The sequence below is a fragment of the Asticcacaulis sp. AC466 genome, from assembly GCF_000495815.1.
Taxonomy (GTDB): Bacteria; Pseudomonadota; Alphaproteobacteria; order Caulobacterales; family Caulobacteraceae; genus Asticcacaulis.
Window position 1 is genome coordinate 1 of the sequence record NZ_AWGE01000005.1, and the last position, 13,414, is coordinate 13,414.

The window sequence follows — 13,414 nt, forward strand, 5'->3', positions numbered from 1 at the left end:
TTCTTTGTCATGTCACTACTCACTAAAAAAATACGCTGTAAACCGCATGCTCGCGCCACCAGTGTACAACGGTCGCTCTTTACGCCGCCCTAACGGTTGCCAGAAACTTGTCCATCTCGACGTGTAATCGCTCCGCTTGGGTGGCCAATTCGGCGGAAGAGCTCAAAACCTGAGAGGCCGCCTCCCCGGTCTGCTCAGACGACTGGGCTACACCTGTGATATTGGAGGTCACCTCCTGAGTACCGATCGAGGCCTGATTGACGGCCTGGACGATTTCCCGCGTGGCCGCGGATTGCTGCTCGACCGCAGAGGCAATCATGGAGGATGTACGGCTGATATTCTGGATCGTGCCTGTGATGTTTTGAATTGCGGACGATGCCTTGGAGGTCGCAGTCTGTATTTGGGTGATCTTGTCCGATATGTCCGTCGTCGCCTTGGCGGTTTGCGCTGCAAGAGCCTTGACCTCGGAAGCGACGACCGCAAAGCCCTTTCCGGCCTCGCCGGCGCGCGCCGATTCAATAGTGGCATTGAGGGCCAGCAGATTGGTTTGCCCCGCCAGGCCGGCAATCAGGTCAACGACACCACCGATAGACGAGGCAACCTCGTCGAGCTCAGCGACGATGCGCACGGCCTCATCGGCTTCGCGCACGGCTTCCGAGGAGATGGACGCCGAGGTTTCGACCTGCCGTCCAATTTCGGCCACCGAAGCGCCTAGCTCCTCGGCTGACGAAGCCACCGACGTCACATTAGCGCCCGCTTCTTCAGCGGCGGCGGACACGGCAACCGACTGAGCCGACGATTCTTGCGCCGTCGCGGTAAGCTGCGCCGCCGCCGCCTGCATCTCCGTCGCCGCAGACGACACCAGGGTGACAATCCCGCCGACCGACTTCTCAAAATCATCAGCCAGCTTCAGCGTGGCAGCTTTTCGCTCAGACTCGGCCCGCTCCTTTTGTTCAGCCGCCTGCCCACGCAGAGTCTCGGCTTCTGTAAGGCCCTTGCGGAATATTTCCACTGTACGCGACATTTCGCCCAGCTCGTCCTTGCGATCTTGTCCCGGAATAGCCACCGAAAGCTGTCCCCGCGACATGCCGGTCATCATATCCGTCAACCCACGTACAGGCCGAACAATGCCTGAAAGCGTCAACCAGAAGGCTATGCCCATGACGACAAACAAACCACCTATGACGGAGGCATAGGTCACCAGAATCGTGGAATGGGTCTTTGCCGTTGTGTCGGCGGCCAGCTTGCCCAGATCGGCTGTAAGCCGATCATTAAAGGCCGTAATTTTGGCAGAGATACTCGCTAACGCAGGCTCGCAGGTATCTAGCATGTCCTTTGCCGCGATTGCGGAATCATTCGGGTCGGTCGAATGCGCGAGACGCAGCGTTTTCGCGCAAGAGCCGGACAACGTCGTTTCAAAATCATGCTTTATGGCTGCAACCTGCCCAGCTTGCTCCGGCGCCGCCTTGGCAGCCACGTCCAGCTTAGCTAGCGTCAGGTCACGAGACGCGGCAAAGGTCTTGTCCGCTTCGGCAATGGCCCGTGAGTCCGTCAGCAGGGCCAGACGGAAAATGTCCCGGGAGATGGAGACTACGCCCCGATTGGCTCTGGCGGCATTCAAGACGGCTATTTCAGGCCCGGTCAGCACGCCTCTGTAGCGGGCGTCTATGTCGCGCATGGTGTTTGTCGCAAACACGGTTGCCGCGATGCAAACCAGGCCCAAGGCCGCCAATAGGGATAGCGATTTTGCCAGTATCGGCCAATTCCTATAATTCATTTACTCAGTTCCACATTTTGACGATAAGCCATTGTTCTTAAACCCATTATTTCGGCATCGCCCATGAGGTTGATGACGCGGGACCGCGACCGCACTTCTTCCAGTTTCAGAATGTCCTCGCAGAAATCGACGATTGCCTCCTCAGGCAAAATGTCCGGAAAATCATCAAAGATCCCGTATTCGGCAAAGACACGATCCTGCTTGGGCGAGCGGACCGCGCCCCCCATGGCCCACACGGAAAAGCGACGTTTGGCAATTCTCGAACGCGCTATAACCGCAATGTCCGTATGGCGGATATCGCGCTGGAGGCGTTCGAAGATTGTATCGATGGCCAGACCGTTTCCTTCAAGGACTTGAAGAAAATTGTGCTTGTCGAAGAACAGAAAGCCGGTGACGTGATGGACATAATTGTTGGCACGTGAGCTCTCGACAATCCCACGAAAATCACTGAGCGGCCCTCGATTTCCGGGTACGTAGCGACTTGTATATATCAGCCTGCAAAGCATCGTCTTACCTTCATCTCTTGCCGCCCGACCTTACGCCTGCGGTCACCCTCAAGCCCAAAGATCGTCTTTCCAACGTCAGGGCCGACAGCTCACCGTTTCTTTACGAAACTCTATTACAATGGCTTTAACTCGACGTTTAAAGAACGTTACAGAATCGTAACAATTGGAACCTAGGCTCACAGTTTGTTTGGCACGTCAGTATCGTTTTTCCGCGTCTTGGATGATCTGTACGGCATAGCTGTCGACGGTTTGCGCAGCCTATTCCTTAATAGATCTTATCGACGGTGATAAATTTGGTTTTAGGTGTATCTGCAACTGAAGATCGGCATTCCGAATGATCACCCCCGTTCAACCACTGGACAAAGTCACCCTCCTCGCTGTTGACGATACGCAAGATATTCGCGATTTGCTGGACGCCGCCCTGTCGCGACGCGGATTTCGTGTGCTGACCGCCGATAGCGCCGCCCAGATGGACACAATCCTGCATAATCGCAGAATTGACCTGATTATCCTCGACTCCATGATGCCGGGCGAGGACGGGTTGTCGATATGTAAACGACTGACCCAGGCCAAGGGCCCGCCGATAATCATGCTGAGCGCGCGCGGGCAGGATGTGGACCGGTTGGAGGGGCTCGAATTAGGCGCCCAGGATTACGTCGCCAAGCCCTTCAACGCCGATGAACTGGCAGCGCGCATCCGGATTGTACTGGGCCGACAGGCTGTTTTTGGCACCCCTTACACAAATACGGCAACATTACATTTCTTTGGCTGGTCCCTGGACAACCTGTCTCGGCGGTTGAAAAGCCCGTCTGGCAGTGATCTGGTCCTCTCGGAAGCTGAATACGCTCTGATGTCCGTATTTCTGAGATATCCTGACCGCGCCTTACAACGAGAGCAACTCGTAACCAAGATGTCTGAGCTTCATGAAAGCACCACGGAACAGGCCATAGATACGCTGATCTCGCGATTGCGCCGCAAACTGAGAAACGCTTATCCGGATGGGGACGATTGCGAAGACCTGATCCACACAGTCTATGGGAAGGGCTATATGTTCAGGCCTGAAAGTACCATCGCCAAATGATAGTCCGAAACGTGCGTCTCTCCTTTCGCAAGGCGCTTCAAAGGCAGGCATGGAGACCTTAGCGCGCAGTTCGACAGCCAATTCGGATGGGGACGACTTCGAATTCGCCCCTTGCGGACTCGTCGCCTGCGACACTTCCGGACATATGCTACGCGGTAATGCCGCTTTTAGAACCTTGATCGGATACTCAGCCGAGCAGATCGCCGGCCGTACCTTCAAAGCTTTGCTAACCCCAGGCTCAGCCGTTCAACTGGAATGTGCCCTGTGGCCGGCCTTGGCGGCGCAAGACCAAGCCAGCGGGTTTTGGCTCGACCTGTGCGGCGCAGATGAAGTCGTGATCCCCGTCATTTTGAGCGCCAGACGAAGGCAAACATCCGACGGCGAAGCCAGAGACTTATTTTCCGTAGTTGCGGCCCCTATTCGCACTCCACCGTCTGCAGACGATGTTATCAGGCGCGAACGCCGGGAGCGCTCAGAGGGCTATCTGGCTCTGGTCGAAAAACTCGCGCACGTCGGCCATTGGCATGTTGATCTCAAAACTAGAGAAACCCATTGGTCGCCGGAGGTATATGCCATACATGGGTGCGACCCAGCTACAGGCAAACCCCAACTTGACGAGGCGATCAACTTTTACCATCCCGACGACCGAGACTCTGTGGTTTTGGAAATTACCGAAGCGCTCCAAACCGGCGAACCTTTTGGGTATCGCAAACGATTGATCCGCCGGAAACAAGGGGATATCCGCATAGTCGATGCCGTTGGTGTCGGTGAATTTGACGCGTCGGGAAACCCGGTCGCACTCTTCGGGGTATTCCGTGACGTCACGGAAACGGTCGAGGCTTACGAAAATTTGGCGGCGAATGAAGCCCGCATACGCCTTCTGGCCAATAACATGCCCGGTTTGGTCGCATACTGGGATGCCGACCTTATCTGTCGATTTGCCAACAAAGCCTATGAAGAATGGTTCGGCCGCTCCAACGACGAGATGATTGGCCTGACTATTCAAGACCTTATGGGACCTGAGTTGTTTGCGCGCAACGAGCCATTCATTGCGGGGGCCTTAAAGGGAGAAAAGCAGGCTTTTGAGCGAACCCTTACCACATCCTACGGCGAGACCCGCTACACTTGGGCCCAGTATCTGCCTGACGTTACTGCCGCCGGCGCTGTCCGAGGCTTCTATGTGCTGGTGACAGATGTAACTCCCCTGAAGCTTAAAGAATTTGCGCTGGAAACGCTGAACACCGAACTCGTCGCCGCACGTGAGAGAGCTGAGGTTGCCGCCGACGCCAAAGCACGCTTTCTGGCCACGATGAGCCATGAAATTCGCACCCCGCTGACCAGTATCATCGGTTTCTCCGGGCTTTTGTCCGAGAACAATCCGTCTAACAGCGAAGATGGACGCTTCAGCCGCAAGATTCAAACGGCCGGCCAGCACCTCCTGGCCCTGGTTGATGATATTTTGGACCATGCCAAACTGGAGGAAAGCCGCTTACGCCTGGATCTCGCCCCTTGTGACCCGGCCGCCATAATCTACGATGTCAAAGATCTTCTGGCTATCCAGGCTGAGGCAAAACACATTAACCTGAGTGTCGAGTTTATCGGCCCTCCACCCAGGTCTATGATGCTTGATGATACCCGCTTCAGGCAGGTTCTTCACAATCTGATCGGGAACGCGATTAAATTTACCGACAAGGGATATGTGCAGATCATTGCAAGCTCAGTCCGCAAACTGGACGGCGAGCACCTGAACGTCTCCGTCGAGGATACAGGGCAAGGCATCAGCCCTGAAGGCAAGTCGCAACTTTTCCAAAGGTTTTCGCAGGTTGACAGCGCCGCCGGTCGGCCGCGCGGCGGCACAGGGTTGGGCCTTCTTATAAGCAAACAACTGATTGACCTCATGGGCGGAACGATTGACGTCGAAAGCGAACTCAACATAGGCACGCGCCTGTCGTTCTCCATTCCTGTCTACGCCGCGCCTGACGTCGCGAATGCGAAATAGTGTGCAAATTTGCATCAAGCTGTCTGAACCGTTCGCAGGCCCTTGCTGGACCTCCATTACAGAGACCTTTAATACCTCAAGACACCAGTCTGACAGAATATAGATACAGTAGCAGCACTAGAAAATTTGATTAATGTTATAATTCCGCAGTCATATAATACAAAAAGCGATCTTCGGACAAATTTTACGGTATCTGGTTAGTAAGTATTGAAAAAATACTCACAAATAGTATTGGATCATGATCATTAACTTGTCTACGCTATGTTTTTTTATCACAGACTCATCAATATGCCTTCCTACGTCCGCTCTCGTTTGCTCAATGCGCGTGATTTTACACGAGCTGAACTGTTCCATCTGAAACAGAACGAACCGGTTTTCAGGTCTACCGTGATCGAAGACCTGCGCAGTGTTATGAAATTTCAACACTATCTTTTCGCCGGCATAGACCTTCAGGGCTGCGAAGCTGGAAAAGGGTTTGTTTTGGAAACGGATATGCCGGCGGCGATTACCGACAGTTATCGCCAGCAGCGGCTGTTCGATATAGATCCATTGATGACAGGCCTGTCAGCGGACCGCCCCACCCTGTCCTGGTTCGATATTCCAAAGGCTGCCACCGAAGCCGCCACAGTAATCCCCCTGACGACCCTGCTCGACCTGCACGCCATTGCGCCGCGCACAGTCGTGTCATTGTGGAATGACAAGAACCAGCTGTATGGATGCGCCATTTTCACGCGATCCTCCCGATTTGACGAAAGCGAGCGCGGCCTCCTGCAATGGGTGGGCAAACGCCTTCATGACGACATGTCAAAACCGATACTCAAAGCCTTCAACGCTCAGGTCGGCCTGAACGCAAATGAAACCCGATGTCTGCAATTAGCGTCCCATGGTATGACGAGTGAGGAAATTGGCCTGGAGATGGGATTTCCGACAGAAACTATAAACACCTATATCAAACTCGCCATTCGGAAACTGGGGTCGAAAAATCGCAGCCAGGCGGTAGCTGACGGCCTTAGATTGGGTGTTATACAGTGACCATGCTGAGGCAGGTTAAGAGTATTGGCGCGCGATACCAAACGGCCCGATACGAGATCACGAATCCGATGCATATTCGAACCTTCCCTTCCTTCCTATGGGTCTTTACTGTCCGGCTTTGACCGCCGTGCTTTCCCGGCGAAGAGTGTAGACGGTATTCGCGACAAGGGATAAGCATGAAAGGGTGAACACAGTTTTCTCCTCTATACGGATTGGACGGTATGGGCCAAACGTGATCATGGATACGCACGTCCATGACGAGGTTAGCTTTTCACTTGTTCTGGCAGGTAGTTACGAGGAAACGATACGTGGCCGCAGCGAAAGCCATGTAGCGGGAACACTGTTGGTTTGCCCCAATGACGAACCGCATGGACAGCGGTTTGGACGCGCCGGGCTTTATAAGCTTGTCTTTGATCCGACGCCCGAAACCATCGGGCGCGTGGACGATATGACCAGACTGGCCAATGCACCCATCCTGCGCTCGTTGGCCGTGGCCGACGTCGGACGTCGCATCCTCAGCGAATTGCAGCGCGACGATACATTTTCCCCCCTGGTGATTGAGGGGCTATCGCTTGAACTCATCGGTCACTTCGCACGCGGTCATGCCGCAGGCGGTGGCGCCGCCCCCAGATACCTTAAGGCAGCAATGGACTATATGCGCGATACGGACACCGCGTCGCTTAGACTGGCAGATGTGGCGCTGGCCGTCGGTTGTGACGCAACCAAGCTGTCGGATACCTTTCGGCGTCACGTGGGTTGTACACTGGGGGAATATCAACGGCGCATGCGCATCGAACGGGCGGCCGTTCTTTTGGCGACCGGGCGTTTGCCGATCAGCGAAATTGCGTTGATGTGTGGTTTCAGCGATCAGCCGCATTTGAGCCGAGCCTTCAAGGCTCAGATCGGAACCTCACCGGCGGCCTATCGGCGCAGCCAGTCCTAATATGTTCAAAATCCGCAATCTGTTCAAGACAGCCCACAGATCGTGAGCTTAATAGGCACCCTATTCGCCGCGAGAGGGATCAGGCATGCGCACGCGCCATTTTTTAAAGCAGATTTTGGTTTCCGGCCTGGGAATGGTTCTGCTCGCATCGGGCTCAGGGCAGGCCGCCACGACAACGACCTACGATCCCGCAGCCTGGAAAGCCGACTACGCGCAGCTTAAAAGCGTCCTCGAAAAGGAATATGCCAACCTGGCCTGGTTCGGCTCTGTCGAAGGCGGCTCTGACTTGCCTGGGCTCGACCGACGCACCCAGGCAGCACTTGCAACCGCGCGCACAGATGACGAGGCGCGCCTGGCGCTCACACAGTTTGTGAGCGGATTTCATGACGGTCACTTTTCGGTCCTGCCGACCCTGACCCCCGCCACAACCCCGCCGTTGACGGTGAGCCGACAAGCTTTCAATCCAAATGACCCGGTGAGTACCTGCGCGGGCCTGGGTTTCCTCCCCTCCAGTGCCATCGCCTTCTCCATGCCGTTGGAAGGCTTGCCTGGCTTCAAATTGCGCTTTGATGGCATGACCTCCGTCTATCGCGCCGGCATCGCCACGACCACGGCAGGCGTCAAAATCGGGGTGATCCGCATCCAGAATTTCCGAATGCGCGCTTTTCCTGGCGCCTGCACACTGGCCTGGGCCAATCTGGCGCGCGATCAAAAGCCGATCACCTCCGAAAGCGTACGCGATGCGGCCTATAAGCTCTGGTTTGACGCCTTCCGCGACGAAATGGACGTCTTGCGTGCGGATGGCGCATCGGTGATCCTGGTCGATGTCGGCAATAATAGCGGTGGCGACGATACCGGCGATTACTTTCCGCGTATGTTGACGGATAAGGCCGTGAAATCGGCATCGCTGCGGGTGGTCGCCTCCCCTACCGGTGTCCAATATCTCAACGAGTCGATCCGCGATATCGACGAAGCGCTGGCCGACAAGCTTTCGCCGGCTGCACACGATGCGTTTGTCGAAGCGCGCGCCTATTATGCACATGCCGAAGACCAGGTCGCGGCCAGTGCGTGCGACATGTCGTGGGTGTGGCGCGAACGCCGCCATTATCCGGCCATAGCCTGTACCCGGACCGTCGCGGCGGGCTATGCCGGTGGCTATTCTGCGGGTTTGCCGAAAGGCATTTACGGTGACAAATCGGCGTGGCTGTCTCTCCCGTCGGAAATCGAGGATCGCTGGGGGGCGTGGACGGGTCCTGTATATGTCCTGACCGACGGAAAATCCTATTCGTCCGCCGAAATGTTTACTGCGGTCGTACAGGATAACCATATCGGCAAGACGGTCGGCCAAAAAACAGGCGGTGATGGTTGCGGCTTCATGGTCGAAGCAGAGCCTGTGACACTCACACATTCGCGCCTGCGCCTGCGCATACCCAACTGCATGCGCATACGAGCCGACGGGCGCGATGAGGTAGCGGGGATAAGTCCTGACCTGCCCATCCTGCCGACCGAGGGGGAAGATGATCGTCAACGGGCTGAGCGTATGCTGGAAACAATCGCTTCGGATGCGGCGAACCGTCACTGACTGCGCGCAGGTTTCCTGCCAAAGCGCCTGACAAATAGTGACTCGGTTCGTCAGACTCTTCACATAGTCGAGATGATGGCAAGGCTGGCGGAGTTGTAGCCAAGCGCAGTGCTGGTCGTCACGGACGAGAACAATGGGCCGCTTCTGTCCTAAGTGAGATAAATAGCCGGTTAGCGGAAGACCACTAATCGAGACCGGCCATACATTGTTTGAAACCGAACAATGGTGGGGCTTGCTTGGCGACAGCTATTTTTCACATGCCCGCCAAAATCGCCGAACAGGCAGTCGCGGGCGTCCGACTTGGCCTTACAATCGTCGAACAACTTGCTAGATTTTAAAAATATGTGTTTATATTCAGTGTGTTAATACATTTCATGGTGCCACAATCACACCATCTCGTAACCTATTTGCTGATGCCTGCCCGAATCATTGACTTTAACCACGTTAACGATGAATTAACCTTATTGTTCGATTGAACGATTATATGCGGCTTTTAATGACAAAAGCTTCAATATCAGTGCCGGAGGCGAAATTGAGTTCAAATCAACGGAACGATGGTGAAATTGGTGCAACGCAATTTGCCGAGGCGGAACGCATAGGTCAACTCGCCGAAGCCGGCGAACTTATGGTCGAACGGCTACGCAAAACAGCCTTCCTTCCCGGCGAGATCAAAGGACTAAATGTCCGTCTCGGCGTCGCGGAAGCCGCGCAGTTGCTCGGGTGCTCAACAAACCGCATTCGCATGGCGGAAGATGATGGACGTTTGCCTGCGCCGCCCGAAAGCGAAACCGGCCGCAGACTAGGCTACGATATCCCTGCCCTTCTGAATATGCGAAAAGTTCTGGGCGCCTCTCCGCAGCGCGCGCCGGAAGATCCCCCCGCGATCATTACAGTTCAGAACTTCAAGGGCGGCGTCGGCAAATCAACCGTCACCACGCACCTCGCGCACTATCTCGCCGTTCAGGGCTATCGGGTGCTGGTGGTGGACTGCGACAGTCAGGCCACCACCACGACGCTTTTCGGCTTCAACCCGCATTTCGCGATTACACGCGAAGAGACCCTTTACCCATACCTGTCGATCGAGCCGACCCAGGACGATCTGAGCTATGCGGTTAAGCACACGGCATGGCCCAATGTCGATCTTATTCCGTCGAACCTGCAAATGTTCGATGTCGAGTACGAATTGGCGGCCACAGGCACAGGCGGCGGCAATGTTCTGGCCTCTCGGTTCCGCAAACTGCGTCAGGGCCTCGCCGAACTCGCGCAGAACTACGATGTTGTCCTCCTTGATCCACCGCCCGCCCTGGGCACGATTTCGCTCGCGGTTATGCAGGCTGCCAATGCGCTTTTGGTGCCGCTGGCCGCCACGACGCCGGACTTCTGTTCGACTGTGCAGTTCCTGTCGATGCTGAACCAGGTAATCAGTCAGCTGAAAGAGGCCGGCATTCGCGTCGAGTATGACTTCTGCCGCCTGATCTGCTCGAAATTCGCCACCAACGATCCCTCCCATGCCTTGATCCAGAGCCTGATGGAAAAGACGTTCGGCGGCGCGCTGCTGCCGGTGCCTATGCTGGAGTCCGCAGAAATCAGCCATGCCGCCCTGCGCATGATGACCATTTACGAGCTCGAAAAGCCGGTTGGTACGCCGAAGACCCACAAGCGTTGCCGAAACAATATCGACGAAGCTATGGGGCAGATCGAACAACTGATCCGCCGCCGGTGGGGCCGGGTTGAGAGCGAACCGTCCGCTCTGATGATGGCGGCGGGCTGAGGAGCGCACGATGTCAAAAAAGCAGTCTGATTATCTGTCCTCGTTGCTCGGCTCAGACGCGACGCCCCCCTCCCCTACTCCGGCCCCGGCCCCGGCACCTATGCCTTCGGCACCCCGACCTTCCGCGCCCGCGGAAGCCGGCGCGCGCCCGGCGGCCATGAATCTTTTGGCGCGGGACTCGGCCCTGTCCCGCGTGGCGAGTGGCGAAGTCCGTCAGGTTACACAGCTGCTTCTTGACCCGTCGCGCGTGCGCATCTGGCACGGAAATGCGCGGCATCAGGCCTCGCTGACCGAGGACACGGTTCGCGATCTTATAGACGCCATCCTCTCGGAAGGCGGACAGAAGGTCCCAGCCATTATCCGGCGCGTTCAGGATGACCCGAAATACGACTACGAAGTCATTGCCGGCTCACGCCGTCACTGGGCAATAAGCTGGCTTCGCGCTAACAATTATCCCGACATGATGTTCCTCGCCCAGGTTCACAGCCTCGATGATGAGGCTGCGTTCCGGTTGTCGGATATCGAGAACCGGGCCCGTAAGGACGTATCCGACTTCGAGCGGGCCAAGACCTATGTCGAGGCTCTACGGATGCACTATAACGGCAAGCAGGTCCGCATGGCGGAACGCCTGAAGCTGTCTGAAGGCTGGCTATCCAAAATGCTGAGCGTCGGCGCCCTGCCCGACTGGTGTGTCAATGCGTTTGCCAGCCCGGCCGACATCCAGTTGAAGACCGTTTATCCGCTGGCAAAGAAGGTACAGACGGCCCTGATCGCCGAACCTGAATTAGTGAAAGCCATGAAAGCCGTTGCAGCCAAGTTGTCCGGTGATCAGACCCAGGCGCGCGCAAACGGGAAGACCGCGGTTCTGGCGATCGACGTTGTCAAGCAGTTGATGGATGCGGGTGTGGACGTCGACACGACTGAGCCGTTTATCAAGTTCGATGCGCCGAGCGGCAGAACGGCTCTCAGCGTTTTGTCGTCCAACCGGAATGGTGTGTCGGTTCGGGTGCATGCAGGTTCTGGCGCTACTGAGGCCGAGCTTGTCGCTATGTTTCGCTCGGCGCTTCACGCGGTGGAAAAGCAGGGCAGGGGTCAACGTGGTTGATCTTTCCCCGGGGAAACTGGTTAACGCGGCTTAAGCTTTTGGTTCCTTTACGCCCAAGCGATACCAAGCCTGAGATTCATGGGTTGGTATCGCAAGCAACACCAGTCATCTTTCCCTGGGGAAACTGGTTAACAAGCTATGGATGACCCGGTTAGTCCGTATGGCCAAGGGACGCTCGACTTCGCTTTAGCCAGAATCGTTGTACGGTCATCTTTCCCCGGGGAAACTGGTTAATTTCACCGTGTAGAAGAAAGACGGTTTAATGGAGCCCTCAGAGAAAAACGACCAGATCGACCTGTTCTTGCCGTATCTTGCTGACCTCAATCTGCGAGATCAGCGGGAGGTAATGGAACGCCCGTTTTTCAGCCTGGCCAAGTCCAAGCGTCTCAAGCCCATCGATTATACCTCTCCGGACGGCAAGACCTTTGTCCATGTCTCGGCAAACCCGGACTATGGTATGGCCACCATATGGGACGCCGATATCCTCATCTACTGTGCCAGCGTCTTGAACGACCTCAAACAGCGCCGCGTGAATGACATTCCGCGCACGCTCAAGATCATGCCCTATGATCTGCTCCGTTCCATTGGCAGGCCCATATCCGGACGATCATACGACCTGCTGGGCGCCGCCCTTGACCGGCTGCAGTCGACCACCGTCAAGACCAACATACGCGCCGAGAAACGGTTTGAAGCGACCTTTTCCTGGCTGGATAACTGGAGCCAGCTCGTTGACGCCAAGACCGAAAGGTCGCGGGGGCTTAGCATCTCGCTCTCCAGCTGGTTTTACGACGGCGTTCTGATGAATGGCGGAGTGCTGTCCATCGACCGCGCCTACTTCGACATCACCGGGGGCCGGGAACGCTGGCTCTACAAGGTGGCCCGCAAACACGCCGGCGGCGCCGGCCCCGAAGGCTTTGCTATCGCCCTGCCAACCCTGTTCGACAAGTCTGGCGCGGAAGGGCAGTATCGTCGCTTCAAATTTGAAATCGCTGCGATCGTCCGCCGTAATGATTTGCCCGGGTTTGAGCTACGCCTGGCCGATGCAGTCACGACCCGTGAACCTCTGTTGGTCATGACCCGCCGTCAAGACGTAGCGATGAGCGACGGGGAGGGGGCGCACACTACCGCGCCGGTGAGCTTCGATACGGCCAAGTCAACGGCCCCTGTTTCAAAGACAGCTCCAGCCAGCCATACCGGCGAGCCAAGGAACTACCTGACAGACGACACCTTGTCATACCTGCGCAAGCACTACCACGGCTGGGACTTCCATGCCCTTCATGCCGAGTTCCGGGGATGGTTGGCCGAAAGTGCCGACCGTAGCCCGGAACGGTATCAAAGTGCTTTTATCGGTTTTGTGAAACGCTATCACGAAAAGAACCGACATCAGCTGAGAGCCTGACCGGCCGAAGCGTTCCCGAAATGACAGCACTGAATCGGCGCAAAGCTGTGATTCGTGAATTACTGAGGAAAGATGAATCGTTTTGAACGAGTTTCCAGCGGAATGCCCCGAAATAGATTCAATAGTTCCACCTTATCCACAAGGCTTCGACACATCAGGAACGAGCTTTGATCCATCAGGGACAATCCCCTGATACATCAGGAACGGGCCAATTGATCC

Annotated in this window: 10 protein-coding genes; 8 read left to right on the forward strand and 2 right to left on the reverse strand. The window is 56.1% G+C overall.

What is annotated here, in order from left to right; translation table 11 throughout:
• Positions 1-79: 79 nt before the first annotated feature.
• On the reverse strand, positions 80-1,777 hold the full coding sequence (locus AEAC466_RS27480; protein WP_023456966.1) for a methyl-accepting chemotaxis protein: 1,698 nt from the start codon (positions 1,775-1,777) through the stop codon (positions 80-82).
• On the reverse strand, positions 1,774-2,283 hold the full coding sequence (locus AEAC466_RS0122100; RefSeq protein ID WP_023456967.1) for a BLUF domain-containing protein: 510 nt from the start codon (positions 2,281-2,283) through the stop codon (positions 1,774-1,776). Before AEAC466_RS0122100 ends, AEAC466_RS27480 begins: the two co-directional genes overlap by 4 nt.
• Before the next feature lie 334 nt (positions 2,284-2,617).
• Here AEAC466_RS0122100 and AEAC466_RS27485 point away from each other — a divergent pair, with 334 nt between their 5' ends.
• From AEAC466_RS27485 to AEAC466_RS27510, 8 genes are all read left to right on the forward strand, one after another.
• A complete protein-coding gene (locus tag AEAC466_RS27485; protein ID WP_023456968.1) occupies positions 2,618-3,364 on the forward strand; it encodes a response regulator in 747 nt (248 codons plus the stop codon).
• Between the two features lie 49 nt (positions 3,365-3,413).
• Positions 3,414-5,363 carry a PAS domain-containing sensor histidine kinase gene (locus AEAC466_RS43630; RefSeq protein WP_023456969.1) on the forward strand — a complete coding sequence of 650 codons (1,950 nt, stop codon included), beginning with the start codon at positions 3,414-3,416 and terminating at the stop codon, positions 5,361-5,363.
• A 288-nt stretch (positions 5,364-5,651) separates the two neighbouring features.
• On the forward strand, positions 5,652-6,395 hold the full coding sequence (locus AEAC466_RS27490) for a helix-turn-helix transcriptional regulator (RefSeq protein ID WP_162148922.1): 744 nt from the start codon (positions 5,652-5,654) through the stop codon (positions 6,393-6,395).
• A gap of 238 nt (positions 6,396-6,633) precedes the next feature.
• Complete coding sequence (locus AEAC466_RS43635) at positions 6,634-7,338, forward strand: helix-turn-helix transcriptional regulator (protein WP_023456971.1); 705 nt, start codon at positions 6,634-6,636, stop codon at positions 7,336-7,338.
• An 85-nt stretch (positions 7,339-7,423) separates the two neighbouring features.
• Entirely contained in the window at positions 7,424-8,920 is a 1,497-nt protein-coding gene (locus AEAC466_RS27495; RefSeq protein WP_023456972.1) for a S41 family peptidase, read from the forward strand.
• 532 nt (positions 8,921-9,452) lie between these two features.
• Positions 9,453-10,691: an AAA family ATPase gene (locus AEAC466_RS27500; protein WP_235074149.1), complete on the forward strand. Its 1,239-nt coding sequence runs from the start codon at positions 9,453-9,455 to the stop codon at positions 10,689-10,691.
• Between the two features lie 10 nt (positions 10,692-10,701).
• Entirely contained in the window at positions 10,702-11,796 is a 1,095-nt protein-coding gene (locus tag AEAC466_RS27505; RefSeq protein WP_031238251.1) for a ParB/RepB/Spo0J family partition protein, read from the forward strand.
• Between the two features lie 262 nt (positions 11,797-12,058).
• Entirely contained in the window at positions 12,059-13,195 is a 1,137-nt protein-coding gene (locus AEAC466_RS27510) for a replication initiator protein A (RefSeq protein ID WP_023456975.1), read from the forward strand.
• Positions 13,196-13,414: the final 219 nt, after the last annotated feature.